Annotated in this window: 18 protein-coding genes and 1 pseudogene; 12 read left to right on the top strand and 7 right to left on the bottom strand. The window is 40.9% G+C overall.

Annotated features, from left to right (window positions below; genetic code table 11):
- Positions 1–70 precede the first annotated feature (70 nt).
- Positions 71–2,449 carry an ATP-binding protein gene (locus A7456_RS09480; protein ID WP_067009871.1) on the top strand — a complete coding sequence of 793 codons (2,379 nt, stop codon included), beginning with the start codon at positions 71–73 and terminating at the stop codon, positions 2,447–2,449.
- A 120-nt stretch (positions 2,450–2,569) separates the two neighbouring features.
- Here A7456_RS09480 and A7456_RS09475 read toward each other — a convergent pair whose 3' ends face one another.
- Positions 2,570–3,142: a 4'-phosphopantetheinyl transferase family protein gene (locus A7456_RS09475; protein ID WP_158512519.1), complete on the bottom strand. Its 573-nt coding sequence runs from the start codon at positions 3,140–3,142 to the stop codon at positions 2,570–2,572.
- 231 nt (positions 3,143–3,373) lie between these two features.
- On the opposite strand from A7456_RS09475, the gene nth reads away from it, so the two are divergent.
- On the top strand, positions 3,374–4,021 hold the full coding sequence (gene nth, locus A7456_RS09470) for an endonuclease III (protein ID WP_067010055.1): 648 nt from the start codon (positions 3,374–3,376) through the stop codon (positions 4,019–4,021).
- Between the two features lie 11 nt (positions 4,022–4,032).
- Here the strand turns inward: nth and A7456_RS09465 are convergent, their stop codons facing one another.
- Positions 4,033–5,700, bottom strand: a complete 1,668-nt coding sequence (locus A7456_RS09465; RefSeq protein ID WP_067009867.1) for a formate--tetrahydrofolate ligase — start codon at positions 5,698–5,700, stop codon at positions 4,033–4,035.
- A gap of 43 nt (positions 5,701–5,743) precedes the next feature.
- Between A7456_RS09465 and A7456_RS11950 the strand changes: the two genes are divergently transcribed.
- Positions 5,744–5,872 carry a hypothetical protein gene (locus A7456_RS11950; RefSeq protein WP_265091063.1) on the top strand — a complete coding sequence of 43 codons (129 nt, stop codon included), beginning with the start codon at positions 5,744–5,746 and terminating at the stop codon, positions 5,870–5,872.
- Here A7456_RS11950 and A7456_RS09460 read toward each other — a convergent pair.
- The 3 genes from A7456_RS09460 to A7456_RS09450 form a co-directional block, all read right to left on the bottom strand.
- Positions 5,847–6,302 carry an Mpo1 family 2-hydroxy fatty acid dioxygenase gene (locus A7456_RS09460; RefSeq protein WP_066891409.1) on the bottom strand — a complete coding sequence of 152 codons (456 nt, stop codon included), beginning with the start codon at positions 6,300–6,302 and terminating at the stop codon, positions 5,847–5,849. The two genes, A7456_RS11950 and A7456_RS09460, sit on opposite strands and share 26 nt — an antisense overlap.
- Positions 6,303–6,327: 25 nt before the next feature.
- Entirely contained in the window at positions 6,328–7,098 is a 771-nt protein-coding gene (gene pnuC / locus A7456_RS09455) for a nicotinamide riboside transporter PnuC (RefSeq protein WP_067009864.1), read from the bottom strand.
- A 223-nt stretch (positions 7,099–7,321) separates the two neighbouring features.
- Positions 7,322–8,551, bottom strand: coding sequence for a BaiN/RdsA family NAD(P)/FAD-dependent oxidoreductase (locus A7456_RS09450; RefSeq protein WP_067009861.1), 1,230 nt, complete (start codon positions 8,549–8,551; stop codon positions 7,322–7,324).
- A gap of 130 nt (positions 8,552–8,681) precedes the next feature.
- Here A7456_RS09450 and pgsA point away from each other — a divergent pair, with 130 nt between their 5' ends.
- From pgsA to A7456_RS09425, 5 genes are all read left to right on the top strand, one after another.
- On the top strand, positions 8,682–9,329 hold the full coding sequence (gene pgsA / locus A7456_RS09445; RefSeq protein ID WP_067009858.1) for a CDP-diacylglycerol--glycerol-3-phosphate 3-phosphatidyltransferase: 648 nt from the start codon (positions 8,682–8,684) through the stop codon (positions 9,327–9,329).
- 131 nt (positions 9,330–9,460) lie between these two features.
- Positions 9,461–11,611 carry a cytochrome c biogenesis protein CcdA gene (locus A7456_RS09440; RefSeq protein ID WP_158512518.1) on the top strand — a complete coding sequence of 717 codons (2,151 nt, stop codon included), beginning with the start codon at positions 9,461–9,463 and terminating at the stop codon, positions 11,609–11,611.
- A 250-nt stretch (positions 11,612–11,861) separates the two neighbouring features.
- Positions 11,862–13,136, top strand: coding sequence for a phospholipase A (locus tag A7456_RS09435; protein WP_145916111.1), 1,275 nt, complete (start codon positions 11,862–11,864; stop codon positions 13,134–13,136).
- A gap of 3 nt (positions 13,137–13,139) precedes the next feature.
- Positions 13,140–13,898, top strand: a complete 759-nt coding sequence (locus tag A7456_RS09430; RefSeq protein ID WP_067009852.1) for a ComF family protein — start codon at positions 13,140–13,142, stop codon at positions 13,896–13,898.
- A gap of 242 nt (positions 13,899–14,140) precedes the next feature.
- Positions 14,141–14,920 carry a hypothetical protein gene (locus A7456_RS09425; protein WP_067009849.1) on the top strand — a complete coding sequence of 260 codons (780 nt, stop codon included), beginning with the start codon at positions 14,141–14,143 and terminating at the stop codon, positions 14,918–14,920.
- 93 nt (positions 14,921–15,013) lie between these two features.
- Here the strand turns inward: A7456_RS09425 and A7456_RS09420 are convergent, their stop codons facing one another.
- Together A7456_RS09420 and A7456_RS09415 are read right to left on the bottom strand one after the other, a co-directional pair.
- On the bottom strand, positions 15,014–16,780 hold the full coding sequence (locus A7456_RS09420) for a GspE/PulE family protein (protein WP_067010049.1): 1,767 nt from the start codon (positions 16,778–16,780) through the stop codon (positions 15,014–15,016).
- Between the two features lie 189 nt (positions 16,781–16,969).
- Positions 16,970–17,197: a hypothetical protein gene (locus A7456_RS09415; RefSeq protein ID WP_066888080.1), complete on the bottom strand. Its 228-nt coding sequence runs from the start codon at positions 17,195–17,197 to the stop codon at positions 16,970–16,972.
- Between the two features lie 292 nt (positions 17,198–17,489).
- Here A7456_RS09415 and alaS point away from each other — a divergent pair, with 292 nt between their 5' ends.
- The 4 genes and pseudogenes from alaS to A7456_RS09400 all read left to right on the top strand — a co-directional run bounded on the left by alaS (position 17,490) and on the right by A7456_RS09400 (position 25,352).
- A complete protein-coding gene (gene alaS, locus A7456_RS09410; protein ID WP_067009847.1) occupies positions 17,490–20,204 on the top strand; it encodes an alanine--tRNA ligase in 2,715 nt (904 codons plus the stop codon).
- 104 nt (positions 20,205–20,308) lie between these two features.
- Positions 20,309–20,404: pseudogene (locus A7456_RS12095) on the top strand (IS982 family transposase); the annotation flags it as partial.
- A gap of 42 nt (positions 20,405–20,446) precedes the next feature.
- Entirely contained in the window at positions 20,447–22,600 is a 2,154-nt protein-coding gene (locus A7456_RS09405; protein WP_067009844.1) for a DNA methyltransferase, read from the top strand.
- A complete protein-coding gene (locus A7456_RS09400; RefSeq protein ID WP_067009841.1) occupies positions 22,590–25,352 on the top strand; it encodes a DEAD/DEAH box helicase family protein in 2,763 nt (920 codons plus the stop codon). The genes A7456_RS09405 and A7456_RS09400 overlap by 11 nt, the downstream gene beginning before the upstream one ends.
- The last annotated feature ends 55 nt before the right edge of the window (positions 25,353–25,407 follow it).

Here is a 25,407-nt window from a genome sequence, read left to right as displayed (position 1 = left end):
TTAAATTGGCTATTTTATCACGTTTTAATCTGTTAAAATATCCCTTTTTTGGTATTTTATAATAGAAACAATGACTGACCAATTTACCCCCCATCGCTTGCCCCATACCGACCTAAAACGCTACACCGACACCGATGCCTTACCATCTGACAGCACGCACGCCCAAGCCATGTCATATCATTTTGGGCAAAACCGAGCCGTTAATGCCATACACAGTGCCCTTGACATTAAGGCGGATGGTTATCATGTCTTTGCTGTGGGCGAAAACGGACTGGGCAAACGCACACTCATCACACGCTTACTTAGCGAACGTGCCAAACACGAACCGACACCACCTGATTTGGTGTATGTGCATAATTTTAGCATGCCACGCTACCCCATCGCACTGACCTTGCCAAGTGGTCAAGGGGTGATTTTTGCCAAAGACATGCATAAGCTTTGGCATGAGATTTATAAAAAAATCATCGCCAAATTTAATAGTGTCAGTCATCAAAACAGCATCAATGCAATTAAACAATCTGCCCAAAAACTAGAAAAAAATCTACTCAATGAAATAAACGCCACCGCCAAAAGCCATAATTTAACTCTATTGCATTCTACCGACCAAAAAGCAGTATTTGTTCCTATTGATGACAAAAAGCCTATTAATAATACCGCACTTGATAAATTACAAAAAGAACTTACCAAAATTAACATAGAACTGGATAATATGGATGATGAGGTTAATAAAAAAATAGATGAACTTCATGAAACACTATTAATCAAAATTATCACGCCATTAATAACTCCTATTTTAAAAAAATATGACAATAAACATGATAAAAAAATCAGCCAATACTTAGATGATTATCAAAAAGACATCATAGACAATATCCTATTTATCGTAGAGCATGATGAGGACTTTATGATAAAAACAGCAAATGTTCCTAATCGCTATTATGTCAATGTGATGGTAAGTCATGTGCCAAATGGTGGTGCACCCATTGTCTTTGAGGACATGCCCACTCATCCCAATTTGCTTGGGCATGTTGAACATATTACTCAGCTTGGCACGATTTTGACAGACGCCAGTATGATACGAGCAGGGGCATTACATAAGGCAAATGGTGGATATTTGTTATTAAAAGCATCATCGCTATTAGAACATCCTTATGCTTGGCAAGGATTAAAGCGAGCCTTGCAATCAAAATCACTTAGCATATCAAGCCTAGAACAAATGCTAACCCTAACAGGCTCAGTATCTTTATCGCCTGACAGCACGCCATTATCGGTAAAAGTGATATTATTGGGCGAAGCTGATTTATATTATGAATTATTAGAATTTGAACCTGAATTTAATAACCTATTTAAAATCCGAGCTGATTTTAATGATACCTTACCACGCAATCATGACAGCGAATTATTTATCATTGGCAAAATAGCGGATATGATAAAAAAACATGAATTACCCATATTTGATAATACTGCTTTTGGGGCGATATTGGATGAATCATCCATACATACCGATGATAAAGATAAATTGGGTTTACACAGCGATAGATTATTACAACTTGTGGTAGAATCAGCACGACAGTTTCATTTAAATCATTCTAACAAAGATAAGAATAAAGATAAAAATCATACCAAAATGGTGAATAAAATTCACGTCAAAAATGCCTTAGATGACATCAAAGAGAGAAAAGGCTATTTAAAAGAATTATATTGGCAAGAGATTCAAAACGGACAACAACTTATCAATACCACAGGATACGCAGTAGGGCAGATTAACGCTCTGACTGTGATTGCTTATGCTGATAGTGAATTTGGTTTGCCTGCACGCCTTAGCGCACTCATCGCCCCAAAATTTGGCACAGGCGAGATTCTTGATATTGAGCGAGACGTGGAGCTTGGGGGCAGTTTGCATGCTAAGGGCATGCTGATTATGACGAGTTTTTTACGGTCATTATTTAGTCAATTTGCTGAGCTAAACTTCTCAGCAAGCCTTGCCTTTGAGCAAAGTTATGCCCATATTGATGGCGACAGTGCTACCCTTGCCGAATGTGCTGTACTGTTGTCCGCTCTTGCTGATGTGCCCATCAATCAATCACTGGCAATCACAGGTTCTATGAATCAGCTTGGCGACGCTCAGGCAATTGGTGGTGTCAATGAAAAAATCATTGGTTTTTTTGATGTCTGTTTTGAGCGTGGACTCACAGGCGAACAGGGCGTGATTATACCAATGACAAATCTTAGACAACTCATGCTCCCTGATAATATCGTTAAGGCGGTAGAGTGTGGTAAGTTTCATGTTTATGCGGTAAGTAGTATTTATGAAGCATTGTTCATCTTGACCAATATGCCCATTCATGACAAAAATAAAAAAGGTAATTATAAAAAGCACACATTATTTGGCAAAATTGTCAGACGGCTTATGGCTTGGCAAAGCGATGATGACGAATCTAAAAAATAAAGCCAAAAATAATTTTCCCCATATTAAATCATTTGCCCTGTATTCATTTGCCCTGTATTAAAGTAAATGCTAATTTGGGCAAATATTATTTTGTATTATTTGTATTAAATGATAAAACCATCATCTAATAATCTTCACTTCTCCATAAATAAAAGGATATGCTACCGTTATTACACATTCATCAATCCATATATTTTTAAAGTAAAATTGACCAATCTTATCATGACACACATATCCACCATCATCTGTCATAAATACCGCCTTTAATTCACGTAATGACATACCAATACCCATGCCATGTGCTTTTAATACCGCCTCTTTTATTGTCCAATAGCTAAACCATAATGTATCATTTTGACTACCTTGCCAAAGATGGTATTCATCATCATGAAAATAACGTCTGGCAAGGGCATTTTTATTTAAATGGCGGTTCATGTTTTCAATATCCACACCGATGTTATTGGTAGATAAGCTGTATATGAGTGCATAATCAGTTTGGCAATGGGATTGATTAAAATGTAGGTCTGGGATATTTTTTATAAAAGGTTTGCCAGTGTTTGATTTGCCATAAATGGGTGTGGGTAAGTCATTACTTTGGCAAAATTGACTTAAATGAACATGACGATGATGGGAGATGACTGTTTTTTTGTCAATCGGTCTTAAATCATCTGAGGTGATTTTTGATAAAGGCATGTGATATAGATAAATCATCAGAGGAGTATAAAAATGGCATTAAGATTTTAAAATAAACAATGGTTTGGTTGTGATATAATAATCGTCAACATTGATTTTGTCCAGCCCTTTGCTATGATTGCCAAAGTTAAAACCTCCCAAACCACAAACACCACAAACACCACAAACACAAAAAACAAAAAGCCTAAGCTTGCTACTGTCAAAACTGCCAATACACCAGCATCTCGTCCAATGAACGCCGATAAGCGTGAGCGGTTTTTTGCCAAACTCTCTGAGCACATCAAAGAGCCTGCCACTGAACTTAACTACTCATCTGATTTTGAGCTACTTATCGCTGTCATGCTCTCCGCCCAAGCCACTGACAAAAGCGTGAATATCGCCACATCTCGCCTGTTTTCTGTGGCTAGTACGCCGCAGGCGATTTTGGATTTGGGTGAAGACCGTTTAAAGACTTATATCAACTCAATTGGATTGTATAACTCAAAAGCGACCAACATCATAAAAACCTGCCAAGCTCTGCTAGATAAGCACGGCGGACAAGTACCATGTACCCAAGATGAGCTAGAAGCATTGGCGGGCGTAGGGCGAAAGACCGCCAATGTCGTGTTAAACACTGCCTTTGGCAAGCCTGTGATGGCAGTGGATACGCATATTTTTAGGGTGGGCAATCGCACAGGGCTTGCCACAGGCAAAACAGTATTGGCAGTAGAAAAAGCCCTAATGGCACGAGTTCCTCGTGCGTATCTTGTGGATGCCCATCATTATTTGATTTTGCATGGGCGTTATACCTGCATGGCCCGCTCACCAAAATGTGGTTCGTGCGTGGTGTTTGATGAGTGTATGTTCAAAGATAAAGATGAATGGGCGGATATGGCATGAATGAAGTATGATTAAAACAGCCCCACAATCTCCCCATCAATCACATCAATATTTATGGCGGCAGGAGCTTTGGGCAGTCCTGGCATTTTCATGATATCTCCACACAGTGCAACCAAAAAACCTGCCCCATGTAAGATGGTCATTTCACGCACGTTGATGGTGAAATCTGTGGGTCTGCCTAAGGCTTTGGGGTTATCAGAGAGTGAATATTGGGTTTTTGCCATACAGATGGGCAAGTGCGACAAACCCAGCTTATCAATAATCTCAATATCGGATAAGGCTTTGGCACTAAATGATACGTCTTTTGCCCCATAGATGGTTGTGGCGATGGCACTGATTTTGTCTTTGACATTGGTATTATCATCATAGGTTAGGGTAAAGTGATTTGGGGTGTGCGTGGCGTCGATGACTTTTTGGGCTAAGTCAAGACCGCCTTGTCCACCTTTTGCCCAGACATCGCACAGCGACACCGCCACATGTTCATCATGGCAGGCTTGTTCTATTAGAGCAAGTTCAGCATCGCTATCACTGGCAAAGCGGTTGATAGCGACCACAACAGGCAGACCAAATTTGGATTTCATGTTGTCCACATGTTTTAGTAGATTTGGCAATCCCTGAGACAGTGCGTTAAGATTTTCATCAGTCAAGTCATCTTTGCTGACCCCACCATTGTATTTTAAAGCACGTACAGTTGCCACGACCACAACCGCATCGGGGCGAAGCTCTGCCAATCGGCATTTAATGTTGCAAAATTTCTCCGCTCCCAAATCCGCCCCAAAGCCTGCTTCGGTAACCACATAATCGCCAAGTGCCAGTCCAAGCTTTGTTGCAACAACCGAATTACATCCATGAGCGATGTTAGCAAAAGGCCCACCATGAATGAGTGTGGGCGTACCTGCCATGGTCTGAACCAAATTGGGGGCAAAAGCGGTTTTAAGCAGGGCACTCATTGCTCCTTGGGCTTTTAAATCTTTGGCAAATACAGGCGTGTTATCAAAGCGGTAAGCGACCATCATGTTACCCAGTCGCTCGTTTAGGTCATCTAAATCCTGTGCCAGACAAAACACTGCCATAATCTCAGATGCCACGGTAATATCAAAACCATCAGGGCGAATCACGCCATTGCCAGACTTGCCCATGCCACCCATGATGTGGCGAAGAAAGCGGTCATTCATATCTAGGACACGCCGCCACAGCACTTTTTTGGGGTTGATGCCCAGTTCGTTGCCATGGTGAATGTGGTTATCAATCAAGGCAGACAGTAAGTTATTGGCACTGGTGATGGCGTGAAAATCCCCTGTAAAATGTAAGTTGATATCCTCCATGGGGATAACTTGTGCTTGACCACCTCCTGTTGCGCCACCTTTGATGCCAAATACAGGGCCAAGTGATGGTTCACGTAGGGCAAGTACAGCACGTTTATCAAGTGCACTTAGAGCATCAGCCAAACCGATGGCAAGCGTGGTTTTGCCTTCACCGGCGGGTGTGGGATTGATGGCGGTTACTAAGATTAGCTTGCCTTTATGGCCTGTGGTTGGTGTATGGCGGATTTTGGCTTTATATTTGCCATAGTGTTCAATGTCATCATCAGACAGACCGAGTTTTTGGGCGACATCACTGATGGGAGCGATGGTTTTTAGGGCGTTACTGGCAATTTGGGCGTCGGTCAGTTGAGTCATGATGATTCCTTAGCGTCATATGTGGTTAGATGAAATGTAGAAAATGATGAAATCCATCACCGCCAATAAAGTAAATAGATTATCATGGCATTATAATGATTTTATCATCAAAAAGCCACAAAAAGCCACGATGAAATTTGGGGCGGTCAAGCGTGAGTTTGTTGATTATTGACAGGTATTTTGCCAAGCAGTGAAAACGCTACCCACAAAGGCCCAATCAGCAAAAATTGCAAATCCTTAAAAAAAGACGGTTTTGCTCTTTCTATTTTATGCCCAATAAATTGTCCAATCCACGCCAAAATAAATACCCAAATCCAAAACCAAATGCCAACAGGGGCAAACATGACAATGCCAAGACACATCGCATAAAAGCCAAGCATGGCAATAAAGGACAATAAAGACAAGCGTATATAAAACCACAGCACACCTATGGTAATAACTGCCAACAGATAACCTGAAATATGATAAAGCAGACCAACAATGGTCAAAAAGATGATTGGCACACAAATATAATGAATGCGTTTATTGGTGGTGTTTTGATGGCTGATGGCATATTCAGACAGCCAAATTGATAAAGGTTTTTGGGATTTAAAGGGGTTCATAAAATATCCTTATTATAAGAATGTATCAATAATGGGCATATCCTAATTTGTTTTTATGTATTTGTTCACTACGATACCAACCATACAATCCAACGACGGCATTGATTTGATAAACCATTGTCTGAATGGCAAAAATATAATTGGCGGTCATGATATTAACAACAAGCCAAACCATATTTACAATAATCCATAAATACCAATTAAATGAATATCGCATTATCATAGTTGCCTGAGCACTTACAGATAAAATAAATGCCAAAATATTAATGGTATAAAAGCTAATGCCCATAAAAGTAGAGCCATCGTCTTGATAAATGGCATAATCATGAGTGGTCAGCCAATCATTGATGATGGGAAATAAATAAATGCCAATACCAATAAATAAGATGGTAATCATCCATACATATTTATTTGCTGATTGCACAAGCATATCGCCGTCAATGTCGGTGTTCTTTTTCCAATAAATCACCCCCCAAACATGCGTAAAAAAGTTAAAGAGTGGAGCAAGCATGAGTCCAATCGCGCCATGACTGCCTTGTACGACGACCTCGCCGATGGTGGCAAGCATGCCAAAGCCGTTGCCCATGACATTCTTACGAAAGGATAAGCCGACCACACATAAAAGTCCAACATATGAGACAATAAGATAAAACCAGTCAAACCCTGTGCGTTCTGTGGTTTGCCAAAAGCCAACAAATAGGGCAATCATCCCAACGATAAACCAAGCAATTATCCATTGTTTTGACCAATCTTTTTTACCAAATCCTGTGATATTGTCCAAAAATTTAAATTGCATGGGTCGTCCTATTTGTTTGGGCAGATTATTAAAAACTATTTAAAAATTAAATCCGCTTTATATTTTCCTAAAATCAATATGTATTTGATTTTGCATTTTTGTCATTGGCTTTTTAAAAACCAAGGCAATGATTGCTTTTAAGGTATTTTTAAGGCATTTTAAAAAAGATTGCGTATTTTATCAAGTCATTTTTGTGTAAAAATGGCAAAAAATCTGTTAGGTTTTATACCGCCATTGCACAAGCAAAACCACTTGCCCATGCCCAGTGAAAATTATAACCGCCAAGCCAACCTGTAACATCTAGTACCTCGCCGATAAAGTACAATCCGCCGCACAGCTTACTTTCAAAGGTTTTGCCAGATACTTCACAAGTATCCACACCGCCACAAGTTACCTCTGCCACTCGGTAGCCTTCGGTGCCTGATGGCTTGATTTGCCAGTCATTTAAGGTATCACCAAGGGTGATGAGTTCTTTGTCTTTGATATTGCCAAGTTCGCTGTCTTTGTAAGTATGCCAAAAGTTGCTCTCCAACGCCAATAATAATTTTTTGGCAAAATATGGTGCTAAGGCGGTGCGAATGTATTGTTTGGGGTGTGCGTTTTTGTGTTTGATTAATAATTTGCCTGCATCTGTGTGTGGTAGTAGGTTAATGTGAATGTGTTCACCTAATTGCCAATAATTGGACAGTTGGAGCATGGCAGGGCCAGACAGACCCCGATGGGTAAATAGAAGCGGTAGGGCAAATTGGGCTTTATCATTAAAAGCGATGACATCCGTGCTAATGCCACTTAATGCTTTTGCCATGTGTCCGACATGGTCGGTAAAGGTAAATGGTACAAGCCCTGCTGATGTTGGTAGTATATGATGCCCAAACTGAGTTGCCACCTCATAACCAAAACCACTTGCTCCAAGTGTGGGAATGGATAAGCCACCTGTGGCGATGATGAGTGAGCGAGCAGATAAGATGTGCTCACGGCTGTCTTTGTGTGTGCTTAGGATGAATTCATTATTTTTGTTGATGGTGTTAATTTTTGTATTTAGCCAAATGGTAACGCCATGATGGCGACACTCGTTTAGTAACATGTTTAGAATATCTTTGGATGATTCATCACAAAACAGCTGTCCATGTGATTTTTCATGAAAGCCAATGCCGTGTTTATAAATATAATTCATAAAATGATGGGGTGTGAATTTTGCTAATGCTGAACGCACAAAATGTGGGTTGTGACTGATAAAATGCTCAGGGCGTACGTCCATGTTGATAAAATTGCACCGTCCGCCCCCTGACATGAGAATTTTTTTACCTGCTTTGTTGGCATGGTCAAGCACCAGCACACTTTTGCCACGCTGGGCAAGATGAAAAGCACAAAAAAGCCCCGAAGCTCCTGCTCCGATGATGATGGCATCAAAGTGGGTACTGGGTGTGGGTGATGATGGGAGTAGATGACTCATAAGACGATACAAAACCAGATATGAAAATTGTTTTATTTTACCCAAAATCTGTGTAAAAATCTTAAATTTTTACACAAAAGCCCCCCATTTTAGGGTATCATAGGCTCAAATTTTCATGTTTTAATCTGCCATGTCTAACAATAAGCCTAATAAGACTAGCATTTTTACCCTACCCAATAACTTAACCATTGCTCGCATTGTCATGATACCGCTGTTCGTGGCGATTGCGTACATGCCCCCCGCACTTGGCATTGGTGTGCCTGCCATTCCTGATAACGCCATTGCCCGCCTTGGCATGCTAGAATACAGCGATAACATGCTCCGTCATTTTTTGCTGACATTTGTTTTTATATTGGCGGCATTGACCGATTGGCTTGATGGCTATTTGGCACGTAAATTGAACCAGAGTTCGGCATTTGGACGCTTTTTAGACCCTGTGGCGGATAAATTGATGGTGGCAGCAGCACTGATTGTTTTGGTACAGTGGCATCCAAACATCGTGATGGCGATTAGTGCCATTGTCATCATCTCTCGTGAAATTGCTGTGTCTGCACTGCGTGAGTGGATGGCAGAGCTTGGTAATCGTACCAGTGTGGCGGTCTCATATGTGGGTAAATTAAAAACCACATTTCAAATGATTGCCATTATTGTGTTGCTGCTTAACTGGGAGAGTTTGGAGATGTTGGGTTATGCCTTGATGGTTGTTGCGGTGATATTAACCTTATGGTCAATGATGATTTATCTTAGGGCGGCATGGCCTTATTTAAAGCAAAATTAAATTTGAAGTAAAATTAACAAAAATCCACAATCATGTGTAAGTTGCGTATAATCGCCAAAAACGGCTTATGATATAATAAGCCGTTTTTTCTGTGGCTTATGCCATTTTATCATTTCATCATGGCTAAAAATATGTCAAAATTCACCTGTTCGCCCCGTTTTTCCATCCTAGCGATTGCTTTGTCTTTGACTCTGCCCCTGCCAGCGATGGCACTGTCTGCTGATACCGCCAAAAGCGATGGCAGTGTATCAAGTTTATTCGCCCAGCAACCCAAATCAAAATTTTTACCTGTTCATCAGGCTTTTAACGTCTCTGCCCATCAGCAAGGCAACCTACTCACACTCACATTTGGCGTAACGCCTGGGCATTATGTATATAAAGATAAAATCAAACTGACCCTACCTGATGGTGTGAGCATGGGAACATGGTCATTTAATAAAACACACACCATGATAGATGACCCTGAGTTTGGACGGGTAGCGGTGTTTGATGATGACGTGGTGGCAACTGTTAAATTGACCGCCAGTGCTGATACGAATGCTCCGATAAGTATCCGCTGGCAGGGCTGTGCCAAGGCGGGGCTATGCTATCCTCCTGAGACGCTAAATACCACCATCAATCTGACAGGCAGTTCTGATTCATCAAAAAATAATGACACAGGCACTCAGAGCGCAAATAAGACAAGCCCATCTAGAAAAGGTGCACCCAAAGACGCAGGGTCTGGCTTAAATAATGACTCAAACCATGCTTTGGATAAAAGAAATCCAAATGTAGCACCTGCCCAATCTGGACAGACAGCGACAAATCAAAATGAGGTGAGTTTATCCACCAACCAAAATGCCATGCTTGATCAAACATCATCAACCCCATCGTCGCCATTGGTAACTCATGTGCTTGATGATGAGCAAGGGGGGGTCATGGGTGAGCCAAATATGGGTTTGGACAGTCATACCTCTGATGGTATGGTCAATCTCTCAACCAATACCTCAACCAATACCCAAACTAAGACAACCTTAGACACCAATCATCAGGCGCTCAGCAGCCAAAGCGACCCCTTTGGTATTAACAAAAACCCTGCTTTGGCGGTATTGTTGCTCTTTTTGGCAGGATTGTTGTTATCCTTTACACCATGTGTCTATCCAATGATACCGATTGTTGCTAATATTGTAACGCACAACAAATCTAACACCGCTTTAAAAGGTTTTGTTTTGTCGGGCAGTTATGGGCTGGGCGTAGCAACCGCTTATGGCGTACTGGGGGGATTGATTGCGTGGTTTGGGCAGGCATTGGGTGTGCTTGGACTGTTACAAAATCCTTATGTGTTGGGAATATTTGCCATTATTTTTGCCTTGCTTGCCTTGTATATGTTTGATGTTGTTAAGATAACATTGCCATCTGGGGTGCAAAACATTTTACACAGAAAGTCTCAATCTGCTGACGATAAACTGGGCAGTGTCGGTGGTAGCTTTATTGCTGGGGCGTTATCGGCGTTGGTGGTATCGCCTTGCGTGTCTGCCCCCATGGCAGGAGCTTTGACGGCGGTTTCGGTAAGCGGTAGTGTGCCTTTTGGTTTTATTGCTTTATTCTCTTTGGGGTTGGGGCTGTCTGTGCCACTCATGTTCATCGGTTTGGCACAAGGTAAGTTCATGCCAAAAGCAGGCGAGTGGATGAACCGTGTCAAGGAATTTTGTGGATTATTATTACTGGCGGTATCGCTGTCTTTGTTGGAGCGACTGCTGCTGTCGCCTGTCATGCTTGTCATTTGGGCGGTGTGGTTTGCGATGACGGCGGTATGGCTGTTTAGAATAAAAAATATGGCATCCCATGCCTTTGCCTTGGTAGGGGTTGTTTGGATGGCGTGCCTTGTGGTGGGAGCAAGCATGGGGGCAAATGACCCATGGCGACCTTTGAGCAAACTTGGGACAACAGCGACAGCGACCATCGCAGATGCTAGGGCAGATATTAAGATAAGCAGTCTGGATGAACTTGACCCCATTCTCGCCAGTCATGAAAAAGTACTGGTGGATGTAACCGCCGATTGGTGTGTGGAATGTCGCATCATGGAACGCACACTGTTTACCAACCGCCCCGAGGTGCTGTCAAATTATCAAGTTGTTAAACTGGATATCACTGAGACCAATGACGACAGCCGAGCCGTATTGGCACGTTATGGACTGTTTGGGCCACCTGCATTGCTCATTTATCAGCAAGGACAATTACAAACCATGCTGCTCGGTGAGGTTAAGCGTACCGATTTTGAGACTGTATTGGCAAAATTTTGATGATTTTTTAAATAATTAGGGTGTGCCTGCCTTTTGTGTTTTTCATACAAATACCAAAGGTAGGCACGTCCTAATTACTGTTTGATTTACAATTTACAAGCATGTTTGATTTTTGTTAAAATATGCTGTTTGTTCTAGTGTATAATGATTGATAAAATTAGATAAGATTTAGATACATGATGCCCAATGTACCGCTCTTATTTGATGAGTGGCTAACATCATTTGCGTTATGTGCTTGTGTGAGATATTTATGAATTTTATTCCAAAGCGATTGAGCCTTGCTGTGTCATTCTTGTTACCATGTTTGGGTGTCATGAGTGGGCAGGCATGGGCAGAAGAGATGATACTACCCATCTCTGATGAGCGTGTGCAGATAAGTGAGCTTGACATTGCAAGCCCCATATACGATGAACGGCTGTTTTTTGATTGTGCGTCTGTGTTAAATGATGGTGAGCGTTTGGCATGTTTTGATAGCATTGCCCTAGGTAGGGTGCCAAGCGTGCTTCATGAAAAACGTCCCCTTGATTTAAAACAGACATTTGGACATCTTATAAAAGGCAGTCCACAAATTGCCTTTATTGAGCCTGTCAAGTATCCATCGGCCATTGATATGACTTTAACAGACGATGACATGAATGAGATGAGTGATGATATGAGTCCTAACATCAGTGCCAGCGGCTTTGGTAGTGTGGATGGTGGTAGATACACTCCGATGAGTCTGGCTTATGATTTAGACAAAAACAGCGGCGGACTGTGGAGAGCTCGCCCCTACAACCCCATGTATATCTTGCCAATCTTTGTTAATACCAAGCCCAACCGCTCGGTTGGCACACCAACCCAAAAGACCCAAAATTATACCCAAAACGAGCATCGCAGTACTGAGTTAAAATTTCAGGTGTCTTTTAAATCCAAAGTTGCTGAGGACTTATTTGACAGCAACGCAGACATGTGGTTTGGTTATACCCAGCAGTCGCACTGGCAGGTGTATAACGAAGATAATTCACGTCCATTTAGGGCTCATGATTATGAGCCAGAGTTATTCATCACTCAGCCTGTGGCAGCACAGTTGCCCTTTGGTGGCAGGTTGCGTATGTTGGGTGCAGGTGTGGTGCATCACTCAAATGGTGAGGATGACCCGCTGTCACGTTCGTGGAATCGTGCCTATGCCATGGCAGGAGCAGAGTGGGGTAAGTTTACGGTCATGCCACGTGTGTGGGGGCGTATCTTAAAAAAGGACAATGGCTCCAAGCCCAACGATAATCCTGATATCATGGATTATTATGGTTATGGTGATGTGCGTTTTATGTATCAGTTTGATAAGGGTAATAACGTATCAGGCACTTTGCGTTATAATCCTAAGAACAGCAAAGGAGCGATTCAACTTGACTATGTTCGCCCCATCGGCAAAGGCGTAAGTGGTTATGTTCAGCTGTTTCATGGCTATGGCTCATCCATCATTGATTATAATCATGAGTCTACAACCGTGGGTGTGGGCGTGATGTTAAATGATTGGATGGGGTTATAATCCTTGCCTGCTCGTCTGCCCCCATATGCCCTTGCCATGCTTGCTTCATACATACATGAGTGTTGTCAGTTATGTGGACAAGCGATAGATGTCAGAGCTGATTTAAAGATGGAACATGCAACCCAGCATGCCCCATTTTACCATGCCCCTTTTTATCGTACGCCATTACTTTGTATTTATTGCCATGCACAATGGGCGGATAGATTGCCAATATTTGCCATACGTGATGATAAGCAGGAGATGCCTTTGTATGCAGCTGCTTATTATGAGGTGCCATTAAAGCGGGTCATGACGGTCTTTAAGGATAAAGCGAATGTATCATCACTTATGGTTTTGTATCATCTGATGAAATATGTCAGGCGACCCCAAGGCATCAACGCCGATAATGCTGTACTGATTCCAACACCGACAACAGACTCTCGTTTGGTAGAGCGAGGTTTTTATCCTGTGCTGATTTTGACGAGATTTTTGTCCTTTTTATGGCAAATACCGATATGGCAGGGCATCTCTCGCTTGGATAATGCCATTCATCAGCGTGGTCTTAGTCGTGGTGAGCGTTTGCAAAATGTGAAGCATGATTTTTATCTTACCGGTACGCTACCTACCCGCCATGCGATACTGGTTGATGATGTTGTAACCACAGGCTCAACACTGCTTGCCATGGCAAATGCCATTTGGTCAGAGCATGCTACTGCCAAAGTTCATGCCGTTTGTGTGTTGCATGGGCGAGAGGGGATTCATCTGCCCATCAAAGGTAGATAGGCATACTTAAAATAAAGCCAAATATTTATTGAGTTTTTATATTGGGTTTGTATTGAATATTGCATATCATGATTTTGAATTTGCACGTTTACATAATAAAACATGAAATTTATTAAAATATCACAAATCCCTTTGAATTGACTATTGATTTTATGGCTTTTTAATATTAAAATAAAAGCATATAAATTAATATTTAGTTTATATGTGTTTATATATTTTTATATTACTTATTTGGAGAAATGATGAACACTTTTAAATTAGCAGTGCTAACCACCGCGGTAGCATTTTCTGGTACTGCCATGGCAAATGTCGTAACCAATGCAGGTCATACCATTGTAGACAGTGGTAAAACTGTATTTACCACACTGACCACACCAGGTGCCATCAACGCCGAAATTGGCACATTGGGCTATGGAGCGAGCATTGCATGGTCAGCCAACGAATCAACCGAGGTGGTTGCTGGTTGGAACGGTGGCAGTTTTAATGTGGAGAACAACATTGGTGGTAGCGACTCTATCATCAACTGGAAAAAAGTGTTGGGTAATGATTGGGAAAATTATCAAGGTAAACTAAAACTTGATGGTGATTATAGCAACCCTTATCTTGGTGTTAATCTACGTCCTTGGAAAAACCGCTTGACCGTGGGTACTGGTGTCATTGTGCAAGACAACAAGCTTAATGCCACCCTAACCTCCCAAGAGGGCAAAGCGACCATTAAGATTGATAACAAAGAATACCAAGTTAATGGTAACATTAACGTTAAGGCAAAGTCTGGTAACACCCTAGCCCCTTACTTAACTTTGGGCGTTAAGCCAAATATTAACAGCAACAGTCGCTTAGGTTTCTTTGGTGAGGTGGGTGCTGCCTATACTGGTAAATGGAAAACCGAGGTGAATTTGGATAACGCTACTGTTCCAAATCAAAGTGATGTTGAGTTCAAAGCTGACCTAGAAAAAACCATCAGAGATAATAACCCTACCTGGTATCCCATCGTTAAAGTTGGCGCAACATATCGCTTCTAATCTAAGCACCTAACTTAAAAACCCCAAAGCAGGACTTTGGGGTTTTGTTTTGGTCTTGATTAAATATTATCAAAATTATGGATAATTTGTCGGTCAATTTAACGGCACAACTCTTAACACTTCTTCAAGCGTGGTTACACCCTCTGCCACACGTTTTGCCCCCTCTATGCGTAAGGGCAGTACGCCCTCAGAGTGTGCTTGGCGTTTTAAATCATCAAGGCTTGCATCTTTGGCGATAAGTTTTTTGAGTGCATTGGATAAAGGTAGAATCTCATACAACCCAATTCGCCCTTTATAACCTGTATTTCGGCATTTATCGCAGCCCACAGGCACATAAATTTTGGATGGTACAGGTGCCCGCCATGGGGCAACAAGCCCACGCCATTCATCGGCTAAGGGTGAGTTCTCTTCTATTTTTTGGGCGGATTTACAATGAGGGCAAAGTGTTCGCACCAGTCGTTGGGCGACAATCCCCAAAATGGTTGCTGATGTCAAAAATGGTTGAACACCCAAATCATGCAGTCGTGTTAAGGCACTGGGTGCGTCATTGGTGTGTAAGGTGGACAGCACCAAATGCCCCGTAAGACTTGCCTGCACTGCCATGTCCGCCGTCTCGTTATCTCGGATCTCTCCTACCATGATGATATCAGGGTCTTGTCGCATGAGTGAGCGGATGCCATCTGCAAAATGCAAATCAATCGCCGCATTAATCTGCATTTGGTTAAAAGATGGTTCAATCATCTCAATAGGGTCCTCAATGGTACAGACGTTGACTTGTTCTGTGGCAAGTTGCTTTAATGTGCTATATAAAGTGGTGGTTTTACCGCTTCCTGTTGGGCCTGTTACCAAAATAATACCATGAGAATGATTGGTAAGCGTGTGCCATGTTTCTAGCTGTCTGCCAGTTAGACCAAGTTCTTTAAAGGTGCGTACCAATACCTCAGGGTCAAACACACGCATGACGAGTTTTTCGCCAAAAGCGGTAGGTAGGGTAGATAAACGCAGTTCGGTTTCTAACCCTTTTGGGGTGCGAGTTTTTAGTCGTCCGTCTTGAGGTTTGCGTTTTTCAGCAACATTTAATCGCCCCAAAATCTTGATACGGGCAGTAACAGCAGTTAAAATTGCAACAGGCATCTCATACACGGTATGTAACACCCCATCAATCCTAAATCGCACCTTGCCCATCTCACGGCGTGGCTCTAAATGAATGTCACTGGCCTGCTGTTCAAAGGCGTATTGTAGCAACCAATCCACGACTTTGACAATATGTTGGTCGTTGGCATCGGGGTTGCTATTATCGCCAAGTTGCAACAAGGCCTCTACATTGGTAACGTCCGCACTTGCTCTTTTTTGGGCGATGTCTGCCCCTGCGATAGCTTTTGTTACTTGATAAAATTCGGCACGATAGCGATTTATCTGCTCAGGTGAGAGATAGACAGTTTTTATGGTTTTGGGGCGGACGATGTGACTGATATTGGCATGCCAATCATGATAAAAAGGTTGGTCAGTTCCAATAACCACATTGGTGTCTGTTATGGCAACGGGCAGAATGTGCTGATTTTTGGCGTATTCAAAGGACATGACATCTGTAATACTTGGCACGTCTACTTTTAGGGGGTCAATTCTCACCACGTCCATACCCGCTTTGTTTGCCAACCACGCATTGAGCTTATCCAAAGTTAGGATCTGACGGTCTAACAAGCTTGTCAGGTTAAAACGGGCGATATTTTGGATGGGGTGTAGGGTGGGGTCATTACGACTGGTGATGACAAGATTGTATGATTTTTGGTCAATGCGACCTTCCTTTAATAACTCATCCAAGCACCAACGTAAATCAACGATTAAGGATAATTTACTCATGACGGCTCTTTTTATCAAAATATTATCAAAATAAATGTCATTGTAACATGAATTGATGAATGGATTTTGATTTTGTTTGCGTGCATGTCTACAAAAAGCCACGATAGAATGTGCTATCATGGCTTGTCTGTGGTCTGCTTTGGGTGGTTTGTTCTGGCTTATGTAGGCTAGATAAGCTGTGCCAATGTGTTATTGGGTTTTTTGTTGTTTGGGGGCATGCGTGGCAGAATTTGTTAGGGTACTGATGCGTTTGGTAACAACAAATGCGATGGGAATGCTCACCACAAGCCCTGCAACCACTGATCCAAGCACGGTTTGCATGTTGGTCATGTCATTGACAAATACCACAATCATCAAAACGCCAATAAGTACAGTAGATGCAATTGAAAAAATGGCACTAAATAGTGGAATGTTCATGGTAAGTCCCCATTGCTTTTATGGATAAAATCTATATGCTATTTATACACCTTTTTTACATGAATGTTAAGTATTTTTGTCTAAAATTCCATAATTTTTATAAGGTTTTTTATTTATTCTAAAAAGTTATTAAAGTTACCAAAATTTTAACTAAATTTTGTGAAAAATTGCTTAAAATCACTGTTAATTATGGCAGTTTGTGATAAAATTAACCGTTTATTTATCAAATTTGCCCAATTTGCCCCATGATTTTTAACATAAAATCACAGGCAGGCAGGATACTGGAAAAATCATGACAACCACCCATTCATCTAAGACCATACAAGCTAAAACCATGCAATCAAATGAAGTACGCCAAGCCTTTATTGACTTTTTTGTCTCAAAACAGCATGCCCATGTCCCCTCATCAAGTCTTATTCCACACAATGACCCCACGCTGCTGTTTACCAATGCAGGCATGAATCAGTTTAAAGACACTTTTTTGGGGTTAGAAAAGCGCGACTATGTGCGTGCTGTGTCATCACAAAAGTGCGTGCGTGCTGGCGGTAAGCATAACGACCTTGATAATGTGGGCTACACCGCTCGCCATCATACTTTTTTTGAGATGCTGGGTAATTTTAGTTTTGGTGATTATTTTAAAAAGGACGCCATTGCCTTTGCGTGGGAATTTTTAACCGATGACAAATGGCTTGCCCTGCCAAAAGACCGTCTTTATGTGACTGTTTATCACACCGATGATGAAGCCTTTGATATTTGGCACAAAGACATCGGTCTGCCCCAAGAGCGTATCATTGCCATTGGCGATAATAAAGGCGGGGCGTACCAGTCCGATAACTTTTGGATGATGGGGGATACAGGCCCTTGTGGTCCTTGCACAGAGATTTTTTATGACCATGGTGAGCATATTTGGGGCGGTCTGCCCGGCACGCCTGACGAAGATGGCGACCGCTATATTGAGATTTGGAACTGCGTTTTTATGCAGTTTAACCGCCAAAAAGATGGCACAATGCAGCCGCTGCCCAAGCCATCGGTTGATACAGGCATGGGGCTTGAACGCATCAGTGCCATCATGCAAGGGGTGCATGGCAATTATGAGACTGATATTTTTACCAAGCTGATGACACAAGCAATCAACATCATTGGCTTGCCAACTGACACCGACATTCAAAATGAGCCATCTTTAAAGGTGCTTGCTGACCACATTCGTTCGGTGGCGTTTTTGATTGCTGATGGGGTTATCCCAAGCAATGAAGGGCGTGGCTATGTGTTGCGTCGCATCATTCGCCGTGCGGTGCGTCATGGCAACAAACTTGGGGCAACAGATGCGTTCTTTTATCAGCTGGTTCACCCACTTGCTGACATCATGGGTAATGCCTACCCTCAACTGCGTCATGAACAGCACAAAATTGAACAAGCGATTTTAAAAGAAGAAGAACAATTTGCCAAAACATTATCGCAAGGGCTAAAACTGCTGTCGCAAGAATTGGACAGCTTGCAACAAGGCGATGTTTTGGCAGGTGAAACGGTGTTTAAATTATATGATACCTATGGTTTTCCTGCGGATTTGACAGCGGACATTGTGCGTGAAAAAGGCATCACCATTGATGAGGCAGGCTTTGAGATGAGCATGGCAGAGCAACGCACAAGAGCGCGTGAAGCAGGCAAATTTGCCATGGATTATCACGCTCTCATTCAAGTAGACAGTGCCACCGAATTTTTGGGCTATGAACGGCTTGATAATGACAGCACCGTGATTCATCTTTATCAAGATGGCAAGGCCACCGACACGCTGGCAGAAGGTGATGAGGGCGTGTTAATCCTTGATAAAACCCCATTTTATGCCGAAAGTGGCGGACAGGTGGGTGAGCTTGGCGAAATTAGCACCGAATCTGGCGTATTTGATGTGTTAGACACCCAAAAATCAGGACAAGCCATCATTCATCATGGGGTGGTAAAAATGGGGCATATTAACCGCAACCAGTCAGCGACCGCCCAAGTGGCAAGTCAGGTGCGTGCGTCCAGTGCCAAAAACCATTCCGCCACTCATTTGCTACATGCCGCTTTACGCACCATATTGGGCGATGGGGTTAGCCAAAAAGGCTCAATGGTGAGCAGCGATTTGCTTCGTTTTGATTTTTCATATGACAAACCATTGACCGAACAAAATATCAGCCAAATTGAAACCATGGTAAACCAACAAATCTTAGCCAACACCCCTGCCCATGTTGAGATTTTGGACATTGACAGTGCCAAAAACAAAGGAGCGATGATGCTCTTTGGCGAAAAATACGGCGATACGGTGCGTGTGCTATCCATGGGTACAACCGATAAAGATGGCAAACCATTTTCCATTGAGCTATGTGGCGGTCTGCATGTGACTCGTACAGGAGATATTGGGCTGTTTAAAATCGTAAGCGAACAAGGCATTTCAGCAGGTGTTCGCCGTATAGAAGCCGTTACTGGCATGGGAGCGGTTCACTATGTGCAACAAGGCGATAAGCAATTAAACCAACTTGCCAATCAGTTTAAAGCCAAACGCCATGAAATCGCCCAGCGTGTGGCACAGTTGAGCGATAAAAACCGTCATCTGGAAAAACAAATTGAACGGCTAAACCAAAAAATTGCCAGCCTGCACGCCAATTCATTGACGGACAACCTAAAAGACATTCATGGTCAAAAAGTACTGATTGCCACGGTCAACGGCATGGATAATAAAACATTACGCACCTTATCAGATGACATGAAATCAAAACTGGCTGATGGCATTGTGATACTGGCAAGCGTTTATACGGCAGACGGTGAAGACAAAATCGCCATGACCGCAAGCGTGGGCAAGCACTTAACAGGCAAAATCAAAGCAGGCGACATCATCAAGCACCTAAGCGAAAACTTGGGCGGCAAAGGTGGCGGCAAACCAGACTTTGCCCAAGGGGGTGCAACCGATGTGGCGAACCTGCCAAAGCTGATGACTGACTTGACAGATTGGATTGGGGAGAAATTGGGTTAAACTTTACCCATATTGTCTTTCAATCAGCAAATGCCATAATATAGATTGCTAACCAAAATGTGTGCATGTTTGCCGAGCATTGCAATATATGCACACATTTTTTAATTATGCGTAAAATATTGGCTTATAACTTCTACTTTGTGATTAATAAACAGTTAGGTAATCCCCCATTTCAGTTTGAGCTGCTTATTTCAAGTTGAGAGTGGGGTATTTAATATGATTTTATACAAGAGAGGGTTTTTATGGATAGCAATATTCAAAATCAACTGGAACAAACATTACAATCTGATGGTAGAGTTTGGGTAAACAATGACAGTAACGAAACAAGTATTTTAGCCAAAAATATCCTATTGGATTTGGTAGAAAAAACCGACCCGACCATTATCGGTTTGTTATTGGGGAATGATGAGTTAAAACGCCATTTCTTTGTGGAAGTGAATGGTGTTTTGGTGTTTAAATTGCAGGATTTTCGTTTTTTCTTGGACAAACACAGCGTCAATAATTCCTACACAAAATACGCCAACCGCATTGGTTTGACGGACGGCAACCGCTTTTTAAAAGACAGCAGCGATATTGTGCTAGATTTTCCGTTTAAAGATTGTGTGTTAAATGGTGGACAAAGCACCGAAGAAGGCGAAGAGATTTATTTTAAACGTAATAATGACCAGTCAGATAGTCAGTTATACACCAAATTGACCCAAAAAAGACAAGAAATATTTTTTAATCAAACACTTGCTTTTGATGAAATTGACCGACTTTTTGACGCAAAAGCATTCTCAAAATTCTCTCGCTATACCGCAGATGGCAAACAAGCCGTTGGTGAAATCAAACGCCATTTTGACGGCACACCAGCCGAAAATCTCATTATCAAAGGCAATAATCTGATTGCCCTGCATTCGCTTGCCAAACAGTTTAGGGGCAAAATCAAGCTGATTTATATTGACCCGCCGTATTATTTTAAAAATAAGCAAGATAATGATAGCTTTGGGTACAACACCAATTATAAATTATCAACTTGGTTAGTTTTTATGAAAAATCGTCTTGAAATTGCGAAAACATTGTTATCTGATGATGGTGTAATCTTCGTACAAATAAAAGATGATGGCATTTATCACTTGAAACTTTTACTAGATGAAATTTTTGGTATTGAGAATTTTGTAAATAATATTAGTGTTAAGATGAGTGAAGCAACAGGGGTTAAGATGTCTCATTCAAGAATGAGATTTCCAAACATAAAAGAGTATATTTTATTTTACAAGAACAGTTCTTCTTTCTCGGGTTTTACACATATTGATAAATATGAAACAAAAGAATGGGATAGAGAGAATAATATTTTCCTTGAAAACCTATCATTTGAACAAAGACAGGAATTAATTTCTTACCAAGAAAAAGACGAAATATCCGAAATAGATTTACAAAAAGTTATTAAAATTTTAGCTAATGTTAAAAAAGTTTCTTTAAATACTAAACTTCAAGAATTAGATGTAGAAGACAAGGAACAATGGTTGTTTGACAATAGTTATAGAATTATCAAAACAGCAGGTTCTAGCAGTATTAAAAATCAAGTATTAGCTTTAGATGATGTTCCCAACCAAGATATTTCAGCATTAATTTCAAAGAAAGATAAGGTTCTATTTTTTTACATCACAGATTTTAACCGTGAGGCAAATGACCCAAGATTACGTGTGATTTTTGCCGATGAGAATATTTGGAAAAACCCTTGCGACTTTTGGCAAGATATTAAAACAAGTGGGGCAATTGCGAAAGAGCGCGGTGTCCAACTTAGTAATGGCAAAAAACCCGAAAAATTACTACATAGAATAATATCGATGACAACGAAAGAAAAAGATATTGTTTTAGATTTCTTTTCTGGCAGTGGTACTACCGCCGCTGTTGCCCACAAAATGAATAGGCAGTGGATAACGATTGAACAGATAGAAAATCAAGTGAATTTGTCTATTCAAGGGTTAACCAACGTGATTAATGCTGACAATACAGGCATATCTGAATTAGTCAACTGGCAAGGCGGTGGCGAGTTTGTCTATGCCGAACTTGCCCCATTTAACGAAACCGCAAAACAACAAATTTTGGCTTGCGAAAATTCAGACGGCATCAAAACGCTGTTTAATGAATTATGCGAACGCTATTTTTTAAAATATAATGTGAGCGTGAATGAATTTAGCCAAATTATTGAAGAGCCTGAATTTCAATCTTTGCCATTAGACGAACAAAAACAAATGGTGCTTGAAATGTTAGATTTAAATCAAATGTATGTTTCATTATCCGAAATGGATGATGAGCAATTTGCAGGTTGCTTAAATGATGACGATAAAGCGTTAAGCCGTGAATTCTATCAATCAGCAAAAAATCAAGCGGAGAAAAAAGATGGCGAATGATAAAACTTTGTTTGAAGTGATTGAAAATGAACGTAAAGCGGTTAAAAAATACAAGCCTGAATTACTTGAAATGCCTGAATTTATGTCCAAAAACTTAAAATATGATTTTTTTGAATGGCAAAAATCCGCCCTTGAAAACTTTTTGATTTTTGACCGCGTGCCAGAGCTAGACGATTTCCCTGATTTAAAAAATAAGCCAACGCATTTGCTATTCAATATGGCAACAGGTGCTGGTAAAACGATGATGATGGCGGCGTTGATTTTGTATTATTTTAAAAAAGGGTATCGGCATTTTCTGTTTTTTGTGAATCAAAATAATATCGTGGATAAAACGGAAAATAATTTTATTGACCCAACGCACGCAAAATTTTTATTTACTGAGAAGATTTTGCAAGGTGATACGGTAATTCCCATTCGCAAAGTGGAAACGTTTAGCCCACATTCGGACGGCATTGAAATTAAATTTACCAGCATTCAAAAACTGCATAACGATATCCACACCGAGCGAGAAAACCAAACCACATTGGCAGATTTGCACAAATTGAACCTTGTGATGCTTGGCGATGAGGCGCACCATTTAAACGCGCAAACCAAAGGCAAAAAACAAGGCGACTTAGATTTAGAAAAAGAAATCAATAGCCGCACTAGCAATGCCGAAATTGAACGCAAAGGCTGGGAGCATACGGTTTTGGAATTGTTACTCAATAAAAATGGCAATCCTAGCCAAAATGTGCTGTTGGAATTTACCGCCACGCTGCCTGAAAATGCTGACGTGCAACAAAAATACGCCGATAAAATCATCACAAAATTTGGGTTAAAAGAATTTTTGCAAAAAGGTTATACCAAAGAAATCAATTTGGTATCCAGTACGCTGGGTAAGAAAGAGCGAGTATTGCACGCTTTATTATTTGCTTGGTATCGCCATCAAATCGCGTTGAAATATGGCATTGCCAATTTCAAGCCTGTGATGTTGTTTAGAAGTAAGACGATTGATGAATCAAAAGCTGATTATTTGGCATTTTTAAATTGGGTAGAAAATATGCAAGCGATTGATTTTTCGTTTTTAACGACATTTTGGGCAAGCTTAAACGATGGCGATAACGCCAACGAACAAGGAAAAACCCGCACCGAACAAGCCCTAAAATTTATGCAGGAAAATAAATTTGAGTTTGTGCATTTGGCAAATTGGGTACAACAAAATTATCAAAAACACAATGTCATTATTACCAACTCCGAAACCAACAAAACCAAAACTGAAAAAACCGACAGCGAAACCGAAAAATTACTAAACAATTTGGAAGCGGCTGATAATCCGATTCGTGCTATTTTTACGGTGGATAGATTAACCGAAGGTTGGGATGTTTTAAATTTGTTTGATATTGTGCGTTTGTATGAAGGGCAAAACGGTGGCGGTTCAAATAAAAAATCGGGCAAAACGGCTGCCGCTACCGTATCGGAAAAACAGTTGATTGGTCGTGGTGTGCGTTATTTTCCATTTTCGTTTGAAGATAAACAGCCGAATAAACGCAAATTTGACAACGATATGCAACATGAATTGCGTATCTTGGAAGAATTGTTTTATTACACGCACGATGAGCAATCCCGCTATATTTCAGAACTGAAAAACGAGTTACGAAAAGACGGTTATTTGCCTGAAAAAGACGATGATAAGGTATTGGCAATATTTAAACTCAAATCTGAATTTGCAGATAATAAGGATTTTAGAGAGTTGTTAATTTGGGCGAATAAAAAAATCCCCAATCCCAATGCTAAAAGTAATAATGCAGACAGCCTAAAAGCCAATCCGCAAACACTTTCATTCCAAATTCACGGCAATCAACTGTTGCAGGAAATGCAATTTACAGCCGATGAAAATGATGAAACAGCCCGACAAATCGGCACACAAAATAATTTTACTCAAACCATAAAAATGAGTGAAATGGAACGGCACATTTTCAATAAAGCCTTGCATATCAAAGGAAAAAATAGTCAATCTTTATTTCATTTTGATCGCCTGCAAAGCAAACTCAACATTCAAAATCGCAATGAATTACAAAATAAATTGTTGAAAGACTGGCAGATTGAATTTTTGGGATTAGAGCAAGATAAACAGATTCGCCCAGATGACAAACTTGCAGGCTGCCTGAAAATCTTGGAAATGGTTGAAAAACATCTGAATGAAAGTGATATGCCGTTTATCGGTACAAAAGAATTTACGCCTAAAAAATTGTGGGAAATTTTCGGCACACCAAAACAAAAATGGGTCAAAAAAGATGATGTAAAAACTGCTATTGCCATGCAAAATGATTGGTATGTGATGGATAATTTTGCTGGAACGAGTTTGGAAGAAGCGTTAATTCAATTTATTTCAGAGCGTTTGGGCGATTTGAAATCTCAATATGACATTCATTTAATCCGTAATGAAGAAGTCTTTAAATTGAATAACTTTGCCGATGGCGAAGGATTTATGCCCGACTTTATTTTATTGCTGAAAGATAAACAAAAATCTTCTTCCAATGGTGTGGATGGCTTTTTACATTACCAAATTTTCATTGAACCCAAAGGTGAGCATTTAGTGGAAACTGATAGGTGGAAAGAAGAATTTTTAGAAGCCATCACAGCAGAATATGGCAAGGATAAGATTCTGCAAAAAGATACGCCACATTATAGGCTAATCGGACTTCCATTTTTTACAGAGAAAAAATATATAGAAGGAAATTCTTTATTTGAGGAAAGGTTTAAAATTTTATAACAGCCAAAGCGATAAATTGGCAAAATTTGGGGCGGAGTTTGAAGATAAATTATTA

Source organism: Moraxella nonliquefaciens, from assembly GCF_001679005.1.
Classification (GTDB): domain Bacteria; phylum Pseudomonadota; class Gammaproteobacteria; order Pseudomonadales; family Moraxellaceae; genus Moraxella; species Moraxella nonliquefaciens.
The sequence above is the reverse complement of the archived record's forward strand: the minus strand, read 5'-3'. Positions and strand labels throughout refer to the sequence as shown.